Annotated in this window: 19 protein-coding genes and 1 pseudogene; 17 read left to right on the top strand and 3 right to left on the bottom strand. The window is 35.8% G+C overall.

All coding sequences use genetic code 11. The features are described from left to right. Both AB674_RS14765 and AB674_RS14770 read right to left on the bottom strand, forming a co-directional pair. Positions 1–342, bottom strand: a pseudogene (locus AB674_RS14765) (NAD(+) synthase); the annotation flags it as partial. A 455-nt stretch (positions 343–797) separates the two neighbouring features. Further along, complete coding sequence (locus AB674_RS14770) at positions 798–1,808, bottom strand: LLM class flavin-dependent oxidoreductase (protein ID WP_047777840.1); 1,011 nt, start codon at positions 1,806–1,808, stop codon at positions 798–800. A gap of 186 nt (positions 1,809–1,994) precedes the next feature. Here AB674_RS14770 and AB674_RS14775 point away from each other — a divergent pair, with 186 nt between their 5' ends. The 17 genes from AB674_RS14775 to AB674_RS14850 all read left to right on the top strand — a co-directional run bounded on the left by AB674_RS14775 (position 1,995) and on the right by AB674_RS14850 (position 21,793). After that, a complete protein-coding gene (locus AB674_RS14775) occupies positions 1,995–2,510 on the top strand; it encodes a hypothetical protein (RefSeq protein ID WP_047777843.1) in 516 nt (171 codons plus the stop codon). A 2-nt stretch (positions 2,511–2,512) separates the two neighbouring features. After that, complete coding sequence (locus AB674_RS14780; protein ID WP_047777845.1) at positions 2,513–2,719, top strand: helix-turn-helix domain-containing protein; 207 nt, start codon at positions 2,513–2,515, stop codon at positions 2,717–2,719. A gap of 111 nt (positions 2,720–2,830) precedes the next feature. Continuing rightward, on the top strand, positions 2,831–3,715 hold the full coding sequence (locus tag AB674_RS14785; RefSeq protein ID WP_047777846.1) for an ABC transporter ATP-binding protein: 885 nt from the start codon (positions 2,831–2,833) through the stop codon (positions 3,713–3,715). Positions 3,716–3,719: 4 nt separating this feature from the next. Beyond that, positions 3,720–7,259 carry an ABC transporter permease/M1 family aminopeptidase gene (locus AB674_RS14790; RefSeq protein WP_047777848.1) on the top strand — a complete coding sequence of 1,180 codons (3,540 nt, stop codon included), beginning with the start codon at positions 3,720–3,722 and terminating at the stop codon, positions 7,257–7,259. Positions 7,260–7,389: 130 nt separating this feature from the next. Then, entirely contained in the window at positions 7,390–8,730 is a 1,341-nt protein-coding gene (locus tag AB674_RS14795; RefSeq protein WP_047777850.1) for a sigma-54-dependent transcriptional regulator, read from the top strand. A gap of 237 nt (positions 8,731–8,967) precedes the next feature. Continuing rightward, entirely contained in the window at positions 8,968–9,249 is a 282-nt protein-coding gene (locus tag AB674_RS14800) for a hypothetical protein (RefSeq protein WP_047777852.1), read from the top strand. Between the two features lie 210 nt (positions 9,250–9,459). After that, positions 9,460–9,537, top strand: a complete 78-nt coding sequence (kdpF, locus tag AB674_RS23230; RefSeq protein ID WP_082210653.1) for a K(+)-transporting ATPase subunit F — start codon at positions 9,460–9,462, stop codon at positions 9,535–9,537. Between the two features lie 96 nt (positions 9,538–9,633). After that, positions 9,634–11,355 carry a potassium-transporting ATPase subunit KdpA gene (gene kdpA, locus AB674_RS14805; RefSeq protein ID WP_047777853.1) on the top strand — a complete coding sequence of 574 codons (1,722 nt, stop codon included), beginning with the start codon at positions 9,634–9,636 and terminating at the stop codon, positions 11,353–11,355. Between the two features lie 209 nt (positions 11,356–11,564). Beyond that, entirely contained in the window at positions 11,565–13,622 is a 2,058-nt protein-coding gene (kdpB, locus tag AB674_RS14810) for a potassium-transporting ATPase subunit KdpB (RefSeq protein WP_047777855.1), read from the top strand. A 421-nt stretch (positions 13,623–14,043) separates the two neighbouring features. Further along, positions 14,044–14,595, top strand: coding sequence for a K(+)-transporting ATPase subunit C (locus AB674_RS14815; RefSeq protein ID WP_047777857.1), 552 nt, complete (start codon positions 14,044–14,046; stop codon positions 14,593–14,595). 99 nt (positions 14,596–14,694) lie between these two features. Continuing rightward, the gene (locus AB674_RS14820) at positions 14,695–15,771 is read left to right on the top strand and encodes a porin (protein ID WP_047777858.1); all 1,077 of its coding nucleotides are present in this window, start codon (positions 14,695–14,697) and stop codon (positions 15,769–15,771) included. A gap of 551 nt (positions 15,772–16,322) precedes the next feature. Then, positions 16,323–17,450, top strand: a complete 1,128-nt coding sequence (locus AB674_RS14825) for a sensor protein KdpD (RefSeq protein ID WP_047777860.1) — start codon at positions 16,323–16,325, stop codon at positions 17,448–17,450. A 223-nt stretch (positions 17,451–17,673) separates the two neighbouring features. Further along, on the top strand, positions 17,674–19,395 hold the full coding sequence (locus AB674_RS14830) for a sensor histidine kinase (protein WP_047777861.1): 1,722 nt from the start codon (positions 17,674–17,676) through the stop codon (positions 19,393–19,395). Positions 19,396–19,646: 251 nt separating this feature from the next. Beyond that, positions 19,647–20,414, top strand: coding sequence for a phosphatase PAP2 family protein (locus tag AB674_RS14835; RefSeq protein WP_047777863.1), 768 nt, complete (start codon positions 19,647–19,649; stop codon positions 20,412–20,414). A 172-nt stretch (positions 20,415–20,586) separates the two neighbouring features. Further along, entirely contained in the window at positions 20,587–21,015 is a 429-nt protein-coding gene (locus AB674_RS14840) for an SRPBCC family protein (RefSeq protein WP_047777865.1), read from the top strand. Next, positions 21,015–21,335, top strand: a complete 321-nt coding sequence (locus tag AB674_RS14845; RefSeq protein WP_047777866.1) for an ArsR/SmtB family transcription factor — start codon at positions 21,015–21,017, stop codon at positions 21,333–21,335. Before AB674_RS14840 ends, AB674_RS14845 begins: the two co-directional genes overlap by 1 nt. A 17-nt stretch (positions 21,336–21,352) precedes the next feature. After that, positions 21,353–21,793: a DinB family protein gene (locus AB674_RS14850; RefSeq protein ID WP_047777868.1), complete on the top strand. Its 441-nt coding sequence runs from the start codon at positions 21,353–21,355 to the stop codon at positions 21,791–21,793. A gap of 9 nt (positions 21,794–21,802) precedes the next feature. Here the strand turns inward: AB674_RS14850 and AB674_RS14855 are convergent, their stop codons facing one another. Beyond that, positions 21,803–22,579, bottom strand: coding sequence for an XRE family transcriptional regulator (locus tag AB674_RS14855; protein WP_047777870.1), 777 nt, complete (start codon positions 22,577–22,579; stop codon positions 21,803–21,805). Between the last annotated feature and the right edge of the window lie 58 nt (positions 22,580–22,637).

Below are 22,637 nucleotides of genomic sequence, written 5' to 3' on the forward strand. Positions count from 1 at the left end.
GAGCTTATGGGTGTCAATAGTATCTGGAACTATTTTTTTGAAACTTTCAAAAACATAAGTTAAGTCAGATTCAACACTTGTTACATTTGGGAATCTATTTTTTAATTGTTCGATGTGTTCGCGTCCACGAGTTACATGACTGTGCGGTTGGTGTATTGGCATTTCAACACATAAAACTTGTAATCCGGTTTGGGCGCATAATGTTGAGGTGACTGCTGAATCTACTCCTCCTGAAATTCCTATGACAAATCCGTTAACTTTAGCATTTTCGGCATAAGTTTTTAACCAATTTACTATATGAGTATTCACTTTTTCAACTTGGATTGTACTTTTTTTAGTCATAATAGTTTACGTTTTAAAAAGCAGGAATGTATATTTGCAAAATCAATTAGTTGCGCATTGGTTTCCTTTGTTCTTTGGGAAGGGCTGATTTTGCTGGAGTTTTGCTCTTTTGAGGGTTTAGATCCTCGGAGTTATTCTTGCTTCTCGGACTCTCTCTTTACTCTGGATAGTCTCGCAAAGACGCAAAGGCGCCAAGTTTCTTCTTTTTTTGATGTTGGGGCTTGTGGACTTAGAATAACAAACCCGACAGGTTTTGAAAACCTGTCGGGTTGAGGACGTATAATTTAAGGATATGATTGCTCCTATATATTATAGTATCTAATTTAGGGAATCTATAACTTCTTTTGTACGCTGGATGCTTTTTAATATTGGGATCTTTAAACAACAAACCCGACAGGTTTTAAAAACCTGTCGGGTTGAGGACGTATAATTAAAGATCTAATTACACCTATATATTATAGTATCTGATTTAGGGAACCTATAACCTCTTTTGTAAGCTGAATGCTTTTTAATTTAGCTTGGTGATTATATATAGGACTTGTCACCATAAGTTCATCAACTCTTGAATAGTCTATGAACTTTTTTAAATCAACTGCTAGTTGTTTTGGGCTTCCAGTAAATGTACAGGCGGTCATCTGATTGACATGGAAACGTTCTTCCTCACTCATGATATCGTCTAAAGACGGAACCGGTGGTTGTAACCCTTTACGGTCGTTGCGAATCAGATTCAAAAACATTTGATACAAACTGGTTGACAGTAATTCAGCTTCTTCATCAGTGTCAGCTGCAATGATATTTACGCAGGCCATTGTTTTAGGCTTATCCAAAACGGCAGAGGCTTGGAAATTCTCCCTATAGAATTCGAAAGCTTGTATCATTTGACGTGGTGCAAAATGTCCTGCAAACGCATATGGTAATCCATAGGCAGCGGCAAGGGCGGCACTTTCCATGCTTGAACCTAAAATCCAGATGGGCACATTTGTACCTTCGGCTGGAAATGCTCTTACCTTTGCAGTGCTATTTTCTTTAGAAAAATAATCCTGAAGCTTGCTTACGTTCTGCGGAAATCGTTGCGCTTGTTCAAAAAAATCCTTTCGAATTGCTTCGGCAGTTGGCTGATCTGTTCCCGGCGCTCTTCCCAAACCTAAATCAATTCTGTCTGGATAAAGAGTTTCTAAAGTTCCGAATTGTTCGGCTACTATTAAAGGAGAATGATTCGGCAACATGATTCCGCCTGAACCGACACGGATGTTCTTTGTCTGACTGGCTATATACCCTATTAAAACAACAGTTGCCGAACTGGCTACGTGAGCCATATTGTGGTGTTCAGCAAGCCAAAATCGTTTATATCCTAAACTATCTGCCAGTTGTGCGATGTCTTTTGTTTTTTGAAATGTTTCCGGAGCGTTACTATCCTGAGTAATTATAGCGAGTTCTAATATGGAGACTGAAATTGGGTTTTTCATGTAATAAATTGCTTTTTTACAAAATTACTTCATTTCTGCGAAGCCGTTTATTTTCTAATGTTAATAGAATTATAATCTTTTCACAAACAAACACAAAGCAACAACTAAATGATTTTTTAATAATTAATTATTGTTTTACGATAATTAATTATACATTTGTAATAACAAACCAAACTTCAACTCATAATGAAAACCACACACCTAGTTTCAAAAATACTCTTTTATATTACCCGCTTTTTAGCTGTTCTTTATTTCTCATTAGCGGCTTATTCTGCGTTGGCATTAACAACCGGATGGTTTCTAAACTTCAGAGAAGGTGGTAAATATTTTCAAATTTGTTATCCTTTTACGAATCATCCGCTTATGCTGGGTGACTATAACACACCTTATATCATTTTTGAATTTTTATCGCCATTGAGTCTTTATGGGCTTTTCTTTTTATTAATCAGTAATGTCTTTAAGGTGTTTTTTCAACCCAAATTATTCACTCAAAATGGCATTACACATTTAAGGCAGTTTTACTTGGCAAATCTTTTCATTCCCGGTATTGTTATACTTCTGTCTTCTATTTTTGTATCATTGGATAATGAAGTTGCTATTTTTATCGTATTGCACTTTATGCTAGGCGTTTTTGCCTATTTTTTAGCTACCATTTTCAAACAGGGATTAAACCTTCAAAACGAACAAGACTTATTTATATAATCATGCCAATAATTGTAAACGTTGATGTTATGCTTGCCAAACGCAAGATGCAAAGTAAAGAGTTGGCTGAAAAATTAGGAATCACTCCAGCCAATTTATCCATTCTTAAAACCGGAAAGGCCAAAGGAATCAGATTTGACACTTTAGAATCCATTTGTAAAATATTAGAATGCCAACCTGGTGACATTTTAGAGTACATAAGCGAATAACATTTTTTTAATCTCCATTTAAAAAATCGACTCCCCGAAGTCGACAGGAATACTATTGCCTATTTCTTTCGAAATAAATCATTACAATCAATCATCTAAATCAATCAAAAAATGAACAGTTTATCAATCAAAAACCTCAACAAAACGTATGAGAACGGCACAGCAGCGCTAACGGATGTAACGCTGGAAATTAAAAACGGAATGTTTGGTTTATTAGGACCAAACGGAGCCGGAAAATCGACCTTAATGCGAACTATTGCCACTTTGCAAGAACCAAGCTCCGGTACGGTACTTTTTAATGGTATCGATATTCTTGAGGATCCCTTGTTTATAAGAGAAAATTTAGGGTATCTGCCGCAGGAATTTGGTGTTTATCCTAAAATCTCAGCCTATCGATTGCTGGATCATCTGGCTATTTTAAAAGGAATTGTTTCTAAAAAAGAACGACACGAACAGATTTTATATCTATTACAGCAAACCAATTTGTTGCAATACAAAGATCAAGCTGTTCACTCCTTCTCTGGTGGAATGCGCCAAAGGTTTGGCATAACTCAGGCTTTACTTGGAGATCCGAAAATTATTATTGTTGATGAACCAACTGCTGGTCTGGATCCTGAGGAACGAAATCGGTTCAACAACTTGTTAAGCGAAATTGGCGAAAATATCATTGTGATTTTATCTACTCATATTGTGGAAGATGTTCGCGATTTATGCACCAAAATGGCTATTATCTCGAATGGAACTTTAATTCTGGAAGGAAATCCTGAAAAAGAAATTAATTCCTTGAAAGGCAAAATCTGGATGAAAGTCATCTCTAAAACTGAATTACAGGAATACAAAGATAATTTCAATATCATTTCTTCGAATTTGAATTCCGGAAAACTTCATATTCATGTTTTTTCAGAGCAACAGCCAAATAGCGGTTTCAATTTAATATCACCTGATTTGAGTGCTGTTTATTTCACTCTTTTATCTCAAAATCAACTTAAAAAATAACGTTATGCTATCCCAATTAATATCCTTCGAATGGCATACTTATACCCGAAGCCGAAGCTTTTATGCCACCTTTTTAATTTATTTGGTTTTGGGCTTTTTTACCGGTGCTTTTGCCAATTTCTCGTTCTCAGGCGCTTATAAAAACAGCCCTTTTGTTCTCACGTACGCCATTGGTTTATTTTCTTTAAGCGTTATATTTTCGATTACATTACAAGTTGCGCAACACTTTCTTAAAGAATATGAAACCAAATTCGATACGATCCTTTTTACAACTCCTGTATCCAAATTCAATTATCTGGGAAGTAAATTTATTGTTGCTTTTGGAGTTGCCGTTGTTTCGTTTGGAACTTTTGTCGTCGGGATGCTAATCGGTCATCAAATGCCTTGGTTATCAAAAGAGCAAATTGGGCCTTTTTCAATTTTAAATTATAGTTGGCCGTATTTGGTTTTAGTGCTTCCTAACATTCTTTTGTGCCTTTCACTCCTAACTTCTTTGGCTTGGTTAACCCGCAACAAACTACTGGTTTATGTTGGTGGCTTTATGGTGTACATTTTATATATCGCAGGATCTTTGTTTTCTAACTCCCCAATTTTTGCCAATGCTTCACCCTCATCAGCCGCTGCCATGTCGTTTGCCGCAAAAATAGATCCTTTTGGTTTGGCTGCTTTTTTAGAACAAACCCGTTATTGGACAGCCATTCAAAAAAACAATAATCTAATTGATTTGTCGGGTAATCTGTTGTACAACCGAATCCTTTGGACTAGTTTCTCCATTCTATTGTCGTTTATTGCTTATCGCTTCTTTTCCTTTCGAAAAGCAAAAACTAAAAAAGTAAAACCGAATAGAATATTAAAAAACGAAACCCTTACTTTTTCATCTGAAACTCCAAAAAACATGGAGTATCGCACTTTAAAACATAATTTACTGGTTCTTAAAAGTTATATCAAAATGGATGTTTCTTTGATTTTAAAGGGAATTCCATTTCTGTTAGTTGTACTTTTATTTTCGGGATTGCTTTTAATTGAACTGTCAGACGAAATTGACGGCGGCATTCGCTTGGCGCAAAACATAACCAATACCGCTCTCATGGTCAGCACCATCATGGATCGACTGCCTTTCATTTTAATTCTGATTCTGCTTTTTTACAGTAACGAATTAGTAACCCGCGGCGAAACGGTACGCTTCGAAATACTTGAAAACACTACCCCTTACCAGCAAACTATAGCTTTACTCTCCAAAATAATTTCACTTTTCACAATTCCGTTTATTCTTATCACCTGGAGTATTTTTATAGGTTGTGGCTTTCAAATCATTCATGCTAATGCGCCAATAGAGTTTAGTCTTTACGCTTCTTTGTATTATTTTCTTGGCTTTCCTGTTGTATTGATTTCGGTCTTAGTTCTTTTTATTCAGACTGTTGTTTCAAATAAATATTTAGGGCTTTCGATTGCGATAATTGTAACGCTATTAATTAGTTCGGGAATTGGTGAGCAATTAGGAATTTCACATCCTTTATTTAGATTTGGAGATGCTTTTAAAAGAGAGTACTTTGACCTGAACGGTTTCGGAACATATACCATTCCGTTTCATGTTTCGATGGTTTACAATCTTGGATTAGCCCTCATTATGATTGTGGTAACAGGCATTTTATGGAAACGAAATTCTACCCTCCTAAAATCATTTCAAAGACATTCCTTTACTCGTATTCAAAAAGGTATCCTCTCTTTAGGTATTTTACTTTTTACGGGCTTTGGAACTTATCTTTTTTATAAAACCAATATCGAATATCCTTATCTTACAGCGGACGATCAAAACAATTGGAGTGAACGATATGAATTAAACTTAAAAAAGTTCTCGCATCAGCCACAACCGACCATTTTTTCCGTAAAAAGCGCTGTAGCCTTATTTCCGGAAGAGAACAGATACGAGGTAAACGGTACGTATCAGTTAATCAATAATTCAAAACAACCGATTGACAGTTTGCTGCTTTATTTAGATCGGAATTCAAAATTGAAATCTGTTACAATTCCAAACGCTAAACCAATTGGAGAGACCTCTGAATTCAATCATTATTGGTATCTTTTAAAGAAACCGCTACAATCGGGGCAGAAAATGACAATTTCTTTTTCATTTGAATCTTCATGGTCACCGTTTAAAGGTCATACTTCTTTTAATTCGATAATCGAAAACGGCTCTTTTATGAGGATCAGTCGTTATTATCCTGTTTTTGGATATCAGGATTCTAATGAAATCAGCAGCAAAAAGGAACGTGTAAAAAGACACTTAGAGCCTCAGACTCCACTTAAAAAGTTAGAAGACAAATCGAAAATCGATTCTGATTTTATTGACTATGAAACAACTGTTTCTACTTCAAAAGACCAAACAGCCATTGGTGTTGGTGATTTGATTGCAAAGTGGAAAAAAGACGATCGCAATTATTTTCATTATAAATCAAATGGAAAAATTCCGTTTCGATTTGCTTTTTCGTCAGCAGTGTATCAAATTCAAAAAGTAAATTATAAGGGAATTTTGATTGAAGTCTATTATGATAAAAGGCATTCCCGAAATATAGTCAAACTCATTAAAGATGTAAAAAACACGTTGGATTACTGCCAAAAAAACTTTGAAAAATATCCTTATAAAACGATCCGATATGCCGAAGTCTCTGCTTTTGCGAATGGTTTTGCTGCAACCTCCTATCCTTCAACGGTATTCATGAAAGAGAATTTTGGTTTTTACAGTGATCTTTCGCAGCATGACAAAGAAGACGTTATCAATCAATTGACGGCTCATGAATTGTCGCATGAATGGTGGGGAAATGCCCAGATTAGTCCTGAGCAAAAAGAAGGCAGCTGGATTTTGACCGAAACCTTGGCGCAATACACCGAATTAATGCTTTACGAAAAGGAACATGGTTTAGAAAAAGCTTTAGAAACACTGAAAATTCATTTGGATTTGTATTTGAGCAGTCGAAGTTATGAACCTGAAACGCCACTTTACAAAACCAACTATGAAACGCCCCATTTGCCTTACGACAAAGGAATGTTGGTTATGCATCAGTTGAGATTGTTAATTGGTGAGAAAAAAGTAAATCTGGCATTGAAGAATTTCTTAACTCACTACCGCTACCCCAATCAGATTCCGGATTCTGAAAATCTATTGGATGAAATTTATGCTGCAACTGATCCAAAACTTCATCCGAAATTAGACGAAATGTTCAAACAAATCATCACTTATTCTTCGAATATTACAAATGTTGAAAGTCAGAAAAAGGATGGTTATTATGAAGTTGCTTTCCATGCAAATTCAAAGAAATATGCTGAAAATGCAACCGGAAAACAAACCTTGCTTTCTAATGATGCTCTGATAGACGTTGGCATTTATGATGAAAATGGAAAATTATTCTGTTATCCTTTTTTGATACAAAACAATGTGATCAAAGGTAAAATCAAACTTAAAAGCAAACCTCAACTTCTTGTTATTGATCCTTATCTGAAAAACATCGACACTTTTATAAAGGACAATCAAAAGGAAATCAATTAAGCTAAAAGCACTCTGAGTCTATTTTCAGCGTGCTTTTTTTGCGAAATTGTAGGAGGAATCCAAAAGTCAAATGATTTAAAACCTAAATTTGTATTTCGAAATTATCGATTCGATTTAGCACTACTCTCAAATGACACATAAAATTTTAATCATAGACGACGAAGAAAAACTTAGAAGTCTGCTTGCCCGTATTGTAAAATCAGAAGGATTTGAAGTTCTCGAAGCTAAAGATTTGAAATCGGGATTTAAAAAACTGGAACAAACCGATATTGATGTCGTTTTATGTGATGTAAAATTACCCGATGGCAATGGGGTTGACTTTCTTCAAAACATAAAAGGAAGTTTCCCGCTTACTGAAGTTATTTTGTTGACGGCATTCGGAAACATTGCGGACGGTGTTCAAGCCATGAAAAATGGTGCTTTTGATTACATCGTTAAAGGTGACGACAACGACAAAATTATTCCGCTTCTCTATAAAGCGGTCGAAAAAGTGCATTTGCAGAAAAAGGTGCAGCAACTTGAGAAACGCATTGGCGATAAATATTCTTTTGCTACTATTATAGGAAAATCAAAAGGCATCGAACAGGTTATTGATCTGGCTAAAAAAGTTGCCAAAACAGATTCGACAGTTTTGCTTACCGGTGAAACGGGAACCGGAAAAGAGGTTTTTGCTCAGGCGATTCACGAAAATAGTACTCGTGCCGGGAAATCTTTTGTAGCGCTAAATTGCAGTACTTTTAGTAAGGAAATTTTAGAAAGTGAACTTTTTGGTCATAAACAGGGCGCTTTTACCGGAGCTTTAAAAGATAAAAAAGGTTTTATTGAAGAAGCCAATGGTGGTACTTTGTTTTTGGATGAGATTGGCGAAATGCCCATTGAATTACAGGCTAAGTTATTGCGCGTTTTAGAAACCAGCGAATACATTCCAGTTGGTGATACGACTTCAAAAAAATCAAATTTCAGGTTAATTGCAGCGACAAACCGCGATTTGAAAACCGAAAGTGACGCACATCGTTTTCGTTCTGATTTGTATTTCAGATTGAATATCTTCGAAATTAAGCTTCCTCCTTTACGAGAAAGAGTCAAAGATATTGCAGCACTTACGCTTTCATTTGTCAAACAATTTTCTGAAAAGACAAACAAGAAAACTTTAGCAATTTCAGATGACTTTCTTCAGAAATTAGAAAGTTATTCCTGGCCCGGAAACATTCGGGAGCTCAAAAATATCATTGAACGTTCTGTTATTTTAAGCGATACCCTTTTAACTGCTGATGTCCTGCCTTATGAAATGCAGCATCAACCTGAAAAAGCTTCTAAAACCATGTCGGCTTTCTCCATGCAGAGTATCGAAAAACTACACATCCAGAAAGTTTTAAATTATACCAAAGGCAACAAAGCAGAAACCGCCCGTTTACTCGAAATTGGAATTGCTACTTTGTATAGAAAATTGGAAGAATACGGGATTCAATAACAATGTGAATTTGTGAGATGTGAGACTCGGAATTTTGACTTTTTACAAATTACATTTCACTTTCAACTTTCAAATTACCTTATCATTTCAATAAAAGCTTATCATTTTGATAGGCTTTTTTTATGCCTGATTTCTGGCACAGAACCTCAACGCTTTTATTTACAAGCTTTTAGCACCTCTGTTACTTTTTCGGAACAGCTTTTGGCATAAGAGGAGAGAACATTAAAATTCTTTCTAATGAAAAATCAAGTCAATTCTATTTACAAACAAGCCGAGCGTTTTGCTGAGATTACCAAAAAGGCTATTATCTCCGGTAATATTGTCCGTGCAAAAAAATGCTTAGCCCTTGCCGAGCGTCTGTTTGTTTCCGGAAGTATCGAAACTAAAAACGCCATTTCAAATGTGTATGTTTTCTCTGTTTCTTCTTTTATGGAAGTGCGTCACTGCAATATTTCACATCTTTTTCCTCAAACCCTTAAAGCGGAATATGTCAAACAAATTAATACCTCGGGAGTGTAAAAAGCTGTTTGTGGAGTCTGTGAAATGTGAAATGTAAAACGATTCCCCAAATTCATTTTACAAATCACATTTCGCATTTCGCAAATCACAAATCACAAATCACAATTAAATCAATATGATATGTTACTAACTATTCTTTTACTCGCATTGGCCGTTTTGCTCTTTGCCATTTGTTTTAAATCAGTCGAATTCTTCGAAAAAATCTAAATCATGATCGCACTATTTATTGTCTCCATTGTCGTTTTCGCCTATTTGGTTTACGTCTTAATCAAACCCGAAAAATTTTAATAAAGTAAAATGTGAAATGAGGGTTGTGAAATGTGATCTGTAAACAAAAAACGGCTCCCATTTTACAGACAACCTTCCACATAAAAAATAAAAATTATGAATACAGAATTAATTGGCATCATCAGTATTTTTATCGTTACGATAGTTTTAGCAATTCCGATCGGAAGATATATTGCTAAAGTATATTCAAACGACAAAACATTCCTTGATCCTATTTTCAATCCGATTGAAAAATTTATTTTTAAAATTAGTGGTATCAATTCCACTGAAGAAATGAACTGGAAACAACATCTCAAAGCACTTTTGAGTGTAAATATGGTTTGGTTCTTTCTTTGCTTTTTTATCTTATTGTTTCAGGGCTCTTTGTTTTTAAATCCCGACAACAATCCGTCGATGTCACCCGATTTAGCTTTTAATACCGCTATTTCATTTGTTGTCAATTGCAATTTACAGCATTATTCAGGCGAAACCGGGGTTTCTTATTTGTCTCAAATGTTCCTAATGTTCTTGCAATTTGTTTCTGCCGGCGTCGGAATGGCTGCCGCAGCAATGATTTTTAATGCAATGAGAGAAAGAGCTACCGATAAACTGGGGAATTTCTATAACTATTTCATCAAAAGCTGTACACGTGTTTTATTACCCCTTTCTGCAGTCGTAGCTGTAGCGTTATTGTTTAGCGGTACACCAATGACTTTTGAAGGAAAAGATACGATTACTACTTTACAAGGTGATCAGGTTGAAGTTTCCCGTGGACCGGCTGCTGCTTTTATTGCCATTAAACATATTGGTACAAACGGTGGAGGTTTCTTTGGAACCAACTCGGCACACCCATTAGAGAATCCTTCTTATTTTTCAAATGCTGTAGAATTATGGGCGCAATTAATTATTCCGTTTTCTATGATTTTTGCTTTGGGTTTTTATCTAAAGAAAAGAAAATTTGCCTTGGTTGTTTTTGGTGTAATGACCGTTGGTTTTTTACTACTGGTAATTCCAACTGTTATAAGTGAAATTAATGGAAATCCGGCCATCGAAAAAATGGGAATTGCTCAGACAACCGGAGCAATGGAGGGCAAAGAAGTTCGGTTCGGCCCTGCCATTTCAGGATTTTGGAGTATTGCAACTACTGTAATTTCCACCGGTTCTGTAAACAGTATGCACGATAGTTCAATGCCGGTTTCCGGTGCGATGGAATTGCTTGCTATGATGGTAAATGCCTTTTATGGAGGTTGTGGTGTGGGGATCTTAAACTTTTATATTTTCATTATACTGGCGGTATTTATTTCCGGATTAATGGTGGGTAGAACACCCGAATTTTTAGGAAAGAAAATTGAGGCTCGTGAAGTTAAAATCGCTGCTTTTATTGCTATTCTTCATCCTTTATTGATCTTATCAGGTACTGCTTTAGCTTCTTATTTTGCGGCAAATGATACGGCAATGGGATTCTGGTTCGACGGAAATGCTACAGGCTGGTTGAACAACCCGGGACATCATGGATTTTCGGAAATGTTATATGAATATACTTCCAGTGCAGCCAACAACGGTTCGGGTTTTGAAGGACTGGGTGATAACAATCCGTTTTGGAATATTACAACGGGAATTGTTTTGTTGTTAAGTCGTTTCATTCCAATTGTAGGACCATTAGCAATAGCAGGATTATTAGCCAATAAAAAATACATCCCGGAAAGCGCCGGAACATTAAAAACAGATACTACCATTTTTGGAGTAATGGTGTTTGCTGTAATTGCGATTATTGCCGCTTTATCTTTCTTTCCAGCGTTGGCACTTGGTCCTTTAGCGGAATATTTCACCTTAAAATAACAACTCGTTTTTCAATGCTGAACCCTGTATTTTAACGCATAGAAACATAGATTAATACCATAAAACAGAGTATTAAAGAAAATTCTTTTTTTCACATAGCTATATGCTGTTATATAAATTGAAACATCTTAATCTTAATCTCAAAATAAAGAATCTATGTGTCTATGTGTTAAAAAAAAATGTTTAGCCAAACAAAATAATATACTAAAATGACAACTAATAAATCCAATTCATTGTTTGAAAGTAAGCAGGTAAAAGATGCTCTAATACAGTCTTTTGTGAAGCTTAACCCGAAAACAATGTTCAAAAATCCGGTAATGTTTACCGTAGAAATAGGGACTGCGATCATGTTTGTTGTTTGTGCAGCCATCTTATTTGGCGCTCAGGATCAAGGCAGTTTTATCTATAATTTCATAGTCTTTTTGATTTTACTCGCTACGCTTTTGTTTGCCAATTTTGCGGAAGCTATTGCCGAAGCCAGAGGAAAAGCACAAGCTGACAGTTTAAGAAAAACACGTGAAGAAACACCTGCAAGACAGCTTTTGCCAAATGGTGAAATCAAAAACATCAGTTCTTCTGAATTAAAAAAAGGCGATGTTTTCATTTGTGAGTCAGGTGATTTAATTGCTACTGATGGTGAAATCATCGAAGGTCTGGCCACAATCGACGAAAGTGCTATCACGGGAGAAAGTGCTCCTGTAATTCGGGAAGCGGGTGGTGACAAATCATCTGTAACCGGAGGGACAAAAGTATTATCCGATAAGATAAAAGTAATCGTAACATCAGAACCGGGAGAAAGTTTCCTTGATAAAATGATTGCTTTGGTTGAAGGAGCAAGCCGTCAGAAAACACCAAACGAAATTGCCTTAACCATTTTATTGGCTGCCTTTACTTTAATCTTTGTGATTGTTTGCGTTACGCTAAAACCATTTGCTGATTATGCCAATGCACCCATAACAATTGCCGCTTTTATTGCCTTGTTTGTGTGTCTGATTCCAACAACCATCGGCGGATTACTTTCGGCAATTGGAATTGCAGGAATGGACAGAGCTTTGCGTGCCAACGTCATTACAAAATCAGGAAAAGCGGTAGAAACTGCCGGAGATATCGATGTTTTACTTTTGGATAAAACCGGAACGATTACGATTGGAAACCGAAAAGCAACTAATTTTTATCCTGCAAAAGGCATTATTGCAGAAGATTTTATTAAGTCGGCTGTATTGAGTTCACTTGCAGATGATACTCCGGAAGGAAAAAGTATTATTGAACTTAGCAAAACGTTGGATGTAAATGGCAAAATACAATCGGAGATTTCACTTCTTACGGATAACATTTCACAAACAATCAAATTTACCGCCGAAACTAGAACTTCAGGAGTAATCTTAAAAGACGGTACTAATATTAGAAAAGGCGCCCAGGATGCTGCTAAAAATATTACGCTTCAAGCAGGTCATAATTTCCCGGAAGATATTGATCAAAGAGTAATTGCCATTTCTTCTAAAGGAGGAACTCCATTGGTGGTGATCAAGAACAGTCAGGTTCAAGGGGTTATCGAATTACAAGATATCATTAAAACAGGAATGAAAGAACGTTTCGAACGTTTACGCAAAATGGGGGTAAAAACGGTAATGGTTACGGGAGATAATCCTCTAACAGCCAAATTTATTGCCGAGGCTGCCGGTGTAGATGATTTTATTGCTGAGGCGAAACCGGAGGATAAAATGAACTACATTAAAAACGAACAAAATCAAGGCAAACTTGTTGCCATGATGGGTGACGGTACCAATGATGCACCAGCACTTGCTCAGGCTAATGTTGGTGTGGCAATGAACAGCGGAACACAAGCAGCCAAAGAAGCAGGAAATATGGTCGATCTGGACAATGATCCAACCAAATTAATTGAGATCATCGAAATCGGAAAACAATTATTAATGACCCGAGGAACGCTTACCACCTTCTCTATCGCCAATGACGTTGCTAAATATTTTGCTATTGTCCCTGCTCTTTTTATTACAGCGATTCCGGCTCTTGAAGGTTTAAACATTATGCGACTGCACAGTCCAGAAAGTGCCATTTTATCGGCGGTGATTTTTAATGCAGTCATTATTCCAATATTAATTCCGCTTGCTTTAAGGGGTGTTGATTACAAACCAATTGGTGCAAGTGCAATCCTAAAAAGAAACTTGTTGATTTATGGTTTAGGCGGTCTGATTGTCCCTTTTATCGGAATTAAATTAATTGATTTATTGGTAGCGCTGTTTATGTAGAAAAAAGGAACTAAGAGGCTAAGTTGCTAAGGTTCTAAGTTTTCCTATTAGAAGTCTAATAACTAAAAAAAACTCAGAAACTTAGCGCCTTAAAATCTTAAAAAAAGAAAAACACTTATTCATATAAAAAGCTCTGAGCTATAAGTAGCAAGGCACTAAGAAAAAAACTCAGAAACTTAGTCCCTCAGAACCTTAGAATCTTAAAAAAAGACTTATCCATATAAAAAAGCTCTGCGCTATAGATAGCAAGGCACTAAGAAAAAAAACTCAGAAACTTAGTCCCTCAGAACCTTAGAATCTTAAAAAAAGACTTATTCATATAAAAAAGCTCTGCGCTATAAATAGCAAGGCATTAAGAAAAAAAACTCAGAAACTTAGTCACTCAGAACCTTAGAACCTTAGAATCTTAAAAAAAAACAAAATGAAAAATATCTTTTCAATCGTAAAATTCACTCTTTTAATTGTGGTTTTATTCGCAGTCATTTATCCCTTAGCAGTTTACGGAATTGCTCAATTTGCTCCAAATCAAGGGAAAGGAGAAACTATTTCGGTTAACGGAAAAGTGGTTGGTTACCAAAAAATAGGTCAGAAATTCGATAAGTCCAATTATTTCTGGGGAAGACCTTCGGCTGTAGATTATAATGCTGCAGGAAGTGGCGGAAGCAACAAAGCAGCTGATAACAAAGAGTACTTGGCTTTGGTTCAAAAAAGAATTGATACTTTCTTGATTGTACACCCGTACTTAAGAAAATCTGAAATTCCTGCTGATATAGTTACAGCATCCGGAAGCGGACTGGATCCGAATATTTCTCCACAAGGCGCTTTAATTCAGGTAAAACGTATCGCCAAAGAAAGAAAATTGCCTGAAGAAAAAGTAAAGGCCTTGGTTGAATCTAAAATTAATACCGCTGTTGTCGGACCTTCAACAGTTAATGTTCTGGAATTGAATGTGGCTTTAGATGCTTTAAAATAAAAAAACAAATCTAAACCTGACAGGTTTTGGAAACCTGTCAGGTTTAAATATCGAAATAATAAATCCCTACAAGGTTCTAAAACCTGAATATCAAATAAAATGAAAAAAATAATACTTACCGCTTTAATTGCTTTTGGCTTTACCAATTTACACGCTCAAGAAACATCCAAAAGTCCGTTTACGTTTTCCGGCTATGTTGAGGTTTATTATAGTTATGATTTTGCAAAACCGGAAGATCATACCCGCCCCGGTTTTATCTACAATTACAACAGAAGTAACGAAGTAAACCTAAATCTGGGTTTAGCAAAAGTGAATTACAGCAAAGAAAATGTCCGTGGGAATTTTGCTTTGATGGCTGGGACATACGCCCAATATAATCTATCAGCAGAACAGGACTTATTAAAAAACGTATATGAAGCAAATGTTGGTGTAAAGATTTCAAAAAATCATGACTTGTGGATCGATGCCGGAATCATGCCTTCCCATCTTGGTTTTGAAAGCGCTATTGGAAAAGATTGTGCCAACTTAACCAGAAGTATTTTAGCAGAAAACTCCCCTTATTATGAAGCAGGAGTGAAAATTGGCTATACCTCAGCATCCGGAAAATGGTATTTGGCCGGAATGTATCTGAACGGATGGCAAAGAATCCAGAAAATAGAAGGAAATCAAACACCTGCTTTCGGGACACAGGTTACCTACAAACCATCGGACAGAGCAACACTAAATTGGAGTACTTATGTGGGAAATGAACAACCTGACATTGACAAAAAATGGCGCTACTTTAATAATTTTTACGGACAATTTAAACTAACGGATAAAACAAACCTAACAGCCGGTATTGATGTAGGTTCTCAGCAATCGGCTAAAAACAGTAACAAATACGATACTTGGTTTTCTCCTGTTGTAATTCTACAGTACAAACCAACTGAAAAAATTCAATTGGCAGCAAGAGGTGAATATTACAGCGATGAAAAAGGAGTTATTATCTCGACCAAAACTCCGAATGGTTTTAAAACTTACGGATTTTCAGCTAACTTTGATTACCTGGTTACCGATAATGTAATGTTTAGAATAGAAGCCAGAAATCTTTCGAGTAAAGATGAAATTTTCGCAAAAAATGATCTCCCAACGGATACCAATACGTTTGTGACGACTTCGTTGGCGATTTCTTTTTAGTAAGTATCTGCCACAGATTTCACAGATTAAAATGATTAATAATCTGTGACGCAAAAAATTAGACACGAATTGCACTAATTACACTAATTAATTCGTGCCAATTGGTGAAATTCGTGGCTGTTTTTTTGCGCATAGATATACCAGATTAGCAACGCTTTGACAAGGTCCAAAAAGCACTTTCTTAAAATATCTGTGGTATAAAAAAAACTTTGCGTCTTAGCGCCTTCGTGGCAAACACTATGAAACAGGAAAAAGAAAATAACGCACAACACTTTCTCGATTTAATTCAGAAATCAAGAAAAAGAAAGTTTAAAGATTTTAATAGTATCTGCCAAAGATTAAAATGATTAATAATCTGTGACGCAAAAAAATTAGACACGAATTGCACTAATTACACTAATTAATTCGTGCCAATTGGTGAAATTCATGGCTGTTTTTTTGCGCATAGATATACCAGATTAGCAACGCTTTAACAAAGTTCAAAAGCACTTTCTTAAAATATCTGTGGTATAAAAAAAACTTTGCGTCTTAGCGCCTTCGTGGCAAACACTATGAAACAGGAAAAAGAAAATAACGCACAACACTTTCTCGATTTAATTCAGAAATCAAGAAAAGGAAAGTTTAAAGTCTATATCGGAATGAGCGCCGGTGTGGGCAAAACGTACCGAATGCTTCAGGAAGCACATTCGCTATTGAAAAACGGAATTGATGTGAAAATCGGCTACATAGAAACACACCTCCGAAAAGAAACACATGAATTATTATTTGGTCTGCCCCTGATTCCGAGGCGGACTATTTTCTATAAAGGCAAAGAGCTCGAAGAACTCGATGTACAAGCCATCATCAACCTGAGACCCGAAGTCGTAATTGTAGATGAATTGGCACATACCAATGTAGAAGGAAGTAAAAATGAAAAACGCTGGCAAGATGTTTTAGAGATCCTCGAAGCTGGAATCAATGTGATTTCGGCTGTTAATATTCAGCATATTGAAAGTTTAAACGAAGATGTAAAACGCATTACCGGTATTGATGTACAAGAACGAATTCCCGATAATGTATTGCGAATTGCAGATGAGGTTGTGAATATCGATTTGACTGCAGAGGATTTAATTGCCCGTTTGAAAGAAGGAAAAATTTATACGGCTGATAAAATTCAGACGGCTTTGACAAACTTTTTTAAATCAGAACAGATTCTGCAACTGAGGGAATTGGCTTTGAAAGAAGTCGCAAGTCAGGTAGTCCGAAAAGTAGAGAATGAAGTCCCGCAATTACATGCCTTGAAACATGAAAGACTTCTGGCATGCATTAGTAGTAATGATAAAACAGCCAAAATTGTAATCCGAAAAGCAGCGCGACTGGCGGGTTATTACAACGGTAGCTGGTGTGTAATGTATGTAGAAACACCTAAAGAAAATCCCATAAAAATACCTTTAGACAAACAACGTCATCTAATTAATAATTTTAAACTGGCCACACAATTAGGCGCAGAAGTAATTAAAATTGAACATAAAAACATAGCCGATGCCATTCTAATGACAGTTGAACAAAAACAAATTACAACTGTCTGCATTGGAAAACCACATTTGAATTTATTTAAAGTAATTTTGTCAACAACGATTTTCAGACGTTTATTAAATAGTCTGTCATTATCGAATGTTGACCTTGTTATTTTATCTTAAAAAAAATTAAACCATGTAAGTCATATGAACTCGTTCAAGTTTTGTTTTTAAATAGTACTTATATTTACTTACATCACTTATATGGTTCAAAAAAACATAAATCATAAGAATTAAAACCAAATTGAATTTGGCTATTGCAAAAAAAATAAACCATATAAGTCATATGAACTTGTTCAAGTTTTGTTTTTAAATAGCACTTATATGGTTCAAAAAAACATAAGTCATGAGAATTAAAACCAAATTGAATCTGGGAGTTGGATTGTTATTTTTAATGATCATTATACTTTCGCTAGTGAGTGCCTACTCTGTCTTTTTAATAAAACAAGACACCGAAAATATTCTGGAAGACAATTATAATACGTTGGAATATTCCAGAAATATGATTTTGTCTTTAGATGAAGCTGTAGCAGATACGAATAAATCCATTCATAATTTTAAAGGTAATCTCGAAAAACAAACTCAAAATATTACCGAGCCCGGAGAAAAAGAGGCAACCGATAGTCTCGAAAAGAATTTTGCTCTTTTAGAAAAAAGCAATTCCGATGAAGCAGTCAAAAAACAAATCAGACAGAACATTTTTACGATCATGAAATTGAATCTGAATTCAATTAAGCAAAAAAGTGATATCGCCAAACATACCGCCGAAAATGCCAATATACTGATTGCAGTTGTTGGTACTTTGTGCTTTCTGATTGCTTTTAATTTACTGATTAATCTACCGAATAATATTGCGAATCCAATTAAAGAATTAACACTCAGTATTAAGGAAATTGCCAATAAAAATTATTCCGAACGGGTACATTTCACCAGCCATAATGAGTATGGTGATCTCGCCAAATCGTTTAATACAATGGCGCAGAAACTCGAGGAATACAATAGCAGTAACTTGTACAAGCTTTTCTTTGAAAAAAAACGACTTGAAACGCTCATCAATAATATGCACGATCCTATTATTGGTTTAGATAATGAAGGACTGATTTTGTTTGCAAACGATGAAGCCTTGAAAATTGTAGGTTTAAAATCGGAAGATATTATCGGGAAATTGGCTCCCGATCTGGCTTTGTCGAATGATTTAATGCGTTCACTGATTTTAAAAGAACCCGCCGGTGAATTGCAGAAAAAGCAGCCTATGAAAATTTTCGCCAACGGAAAAGAAAGTTATTTTGATAAAGAAACAATTAATATTACGATAACTCCAACAGGGGAAGAAACAGAAATCAATATTGGTGATGTTATTATTCTTCGAAATATTACCCTTTTTAAAGAACTTGATTTTGCCAAAACTAATTTTATCGCAACCGTTTCTCACGAATTAAAAACGCCAATTGCTTCTATAAAACTGAGTCTCCAATTGCTGCAAAATGCTAAAACCGGTGCAATGAATGAAGATCAGAATCAGTTGGTTGAGAGCATTAAAGACGATAGTCAGCGGTTACTGAAAATCACGGGCGAATTACTTAACCTATCGCAATTAGAAACGGGAAATATTCAATTGAATATCGAAAAAAGTAACCCCTATGCTATTGTACATTACGCTACCGAAGCCGTAAAAGTACAAGCCGAGCAAAAGCAGATAAAATTAGTCGTTGAGGCCGATGAAAATTTAAGCGAAGTAAAAGCCGACAGTGAAAAAACGGGCTGGGTTCTGATTAATTATTTATCAAATGCCATTACCTATTCGTCTGAAAAAAGTACCATTACCATCAGACTAAAAAGAGAAAACAACCAAATCGTATTTCAGGTTATCGATACCGGAAAAGGTATTGATGCGAGATACAAAAACAAAGTTTTCGACAAATATTTTCAAATCCCGGGCAGTCAGAAATCCGGAACCGGATTGGGGTTAGCCATCAGTAAAGAATTTATCGAGGCCCAAAACGGTACCATTGGTGTAGAAAGTAATTTAGGATTAGGAAGTACTTTTTGGTTTTCACTAAACGCCTAGCCTATTGTTTATTACTATTATTATTCTTACATTGTCGTTTCTATTAGCACCATCGGTCTGATTGAAGCTGAGGATTTCTATGCTTCTAAAGTCCTTATCTCTTACTCGGAATATCATGTATATTTATTCTGTATCCTCCATATAATGCCTCTTTAAAAGCCAGCAGATTAATATTCACTTAAGGTTGAATTAAGCGAAAAATAGTTCCCAAAATCATTCGTTATACTTGCAAATCATAAAGACAATCAGCTATGTTTTACAAAACGATTTCCCTGGTATTGTTATTCGGTGTTTTTTCTGCTACAGCACAAAAAACAGATTCTATTGCTTCAATTGACAGCACGGCATCACACAATCTGAAGTTCAATTACAAGCAATTGATTATTCCGGGTGTTTTAATTGGCTATGGGGTAATTGGTCTGGAAAGTGATCAGCTTTTAAGTTTTAATTCGCAGATCAACAAAGAAGTTACAGAAGACATCGATCAGAAAATTACCATTGATGATTTCTCACAATACGCCCCTGCTGCTTCGGTTTATGCTTTGAATGCTTTTGGTGTAAAAGGAAAAAATAACATGCGCGACCGTTCTGTGATCTTTGTGACTTCGTATGTTATTATGGCCTCAACTGTTCTGGGTTTAAAATCAATTGTACACGAAGACAGACCTGACGGAAGTTCGAATAATTCTTTTCCCTCCGGGCATACCGCAACTGCTTTTGCGGGAGCCGAATTTTTATGGCAGGAATACAAAGACAAATCCATTTGGTACGGAATTGCCGGTTATGCCGTAGCCACAGGAACCGGACTTTTTAGAATCTACAACAATCGCCATTGGTTAACCGATGTGGCAGCCGGAGCTGGAATCGGAATTCTGAGTACCAAAATCGCCTATTGGATGAACCCCTATATCACCAAAAAACTATTCGGCAAGTCAGCTTCTGAACATAATTCGACTTCGATGATTGCTCCCTTCTACAACGGACAACAATACGGATTAAGTTATGTAAAAGTTTTCTAAATCATAATCCACTTGTAACACTAATGTCAGTCTGAGCGAAGCCGAAGACCCATCATAAACAACTGACATTCAAAGTACTTAAAAAAAAAACTTCAACTAAAAAAAACTTTAAAAATATTTGCGTAACTCAAAAGTTACATGTAATTTTACGTAACCTTAAAGTTACTTAATTATGAAAACAGAAATCAAACACAAATGGTTTTACAACCAATCTCCCGAAGAAATCTGGCTTTATTTAACCGATGCCGATTTAATTGCACAATGGATTATGCCCAATGATTTTAAACTTGCCTTAGGACACGAATTTACCTTTCGCACCAATCCGATTCCGAGTTTAGATCTTGACGGAATTATGCACTGTAAAGTTTTAGAAATCGTCCCTCATCAAAAACTGGTTTACAGCTGGACAGCCGGCCCCGGAAATAAAGTAATCACACTTGATACCGTTGTAGAATGGACACTCGAAAAGAAAGATAACAGAACCGAATTACATCTTCTCCACACCGGATTTAAAGAAGCCAATATCTCAATCCTTAACGGAATGACCGACGGATGGCTTAAAATCATGGAAAAATTAGTTAATGCTTTAAATACAAAATAATGTCAATCCCAAATTTTGATGCTTTACAAGTAATTGCAGATCCGAGTCGCAGGCAAATTCTGCAATTACTTACTCAAGAGAGTTACAACATAAATGCTTTGGCTGAAAATTTTGATATGAGTCGTCCTGCGGTTTCAAAACATATTAAAATATTACAGCAGGCCGGCTTTATTTCGATTCAGGAAGTCGGACGGGAACGCCATTGTATTTTAAACCAAAAAGGGTTTAATGACGTAAAAGCGCTGATCAGTCATTTTGATCAATTCTGGGAAAATAAACTCAGTAAACTGGAAACTATTTTAAACAAAAAGAAAGATTAATTTCAAAATTAAAAATCATGCAAAAAGAAATTCTACTTGCTCTTTTAGATCAAAACCGATCTAATTGTTATGCTACTTTTAAAAACATAAGTTCCGAAAACATTCGTTTCAGATTGAATGAAAAAACAGCTTCTGTCGGATTTATTTACAGACATATTGGAGAAACTGCCCTTATTTTAGGCCAATCTTTCGGGATTGAAACCAACGTAGAGAACACAACCATAGGACAATCCGACACCGGAAAAGAGTACGATCTGCAAACAAGTCGTACCCTTTTGGAACAAGGATACAAAGCACTCGAAGCTGTAATAGAAAATTCTTCGGACAAAGATTGGTTCGAAGAAACAGAAGCTCCTTTTTTAGGAACGGTATCAAGAATCAGACTATTGTCTATCATTCTTTTTCACAATTCACACCATTGCGGGCAAATTGCTTCGGCTATCGTAAAAGGCAATTAACCTAAAACTTTAACTCCCACTCAGAGTATTACTTTTAATCTCCATGACTTCCCGTTTCACCTCCAAAAGCAATTCTTTCATACTCTGAGTTTCTGTTAATTCATGACGTTTATCGCTGCGGCCAATATTGCATTCGTATTCCCAAATTTCCAAAATATCAGAAGCTTTGACTTCATAATTGGGATAAAAACGATTATCGGATTCTAAAACCAATGCATTTTTTTTGTTTTTATTCAGCCGTTTGTACACCATACCTTCATTTTTTGTAATCAGGATATAGGTTTTTCCATCCAACACCTCTCCCAGCCTTTCTACATATCGACCAATGATAATACTTCCGTCTTCATGTGGCGGCATCGAATCTCCTTCTACCGGAAATCCTCTGTGTTTTCCAGGACCCAAAAAAGGCAATGAAATCTGTTGCAAATTTTCGATATACTCCGGATCTGAATAACCGTTTAAATAACCAGCCTTGGCTTTTTGGGTGACAATTTCGATATAATTTTCTCCAAAATGATCCACCTGAATGGGTAAAATAAGTCGGTTGCCTTCCAGTTTTATCAAATTTTCAATATCAATTTTGCGGATATCAACAGACAATAACAAATCAATACTGGTATGAAAATATAAAGCAATCAGCTTTAAAATATCGTACGGCGCTTCAGAAGTTCCGTCTTCATATTTAACATATCTTCCTCTAGTGATACAAAGGTTTTCTGCAAGTTTCTCCTGCGAAATTTTATGCTTTACCCGTAGGGCCCTGATATTATCTGAAAATAAAGACATAATTTATTTTGTTATAATTTGGAACAACAAATATAATCATTTTTGTTACAACCTGTAC

Origin of the sequence: Flavobacterium sp. ABG (assembly GCF_001027725.1) — a bacterium.
In the GTDB taxonomy this organism is placed as follows: Bacteria; Bacteroidota; Bacteroidia; order Flavobacteriales; family Flavobacteriaceae; genus Flavobacterium; species Flavobacterium cupriresistens.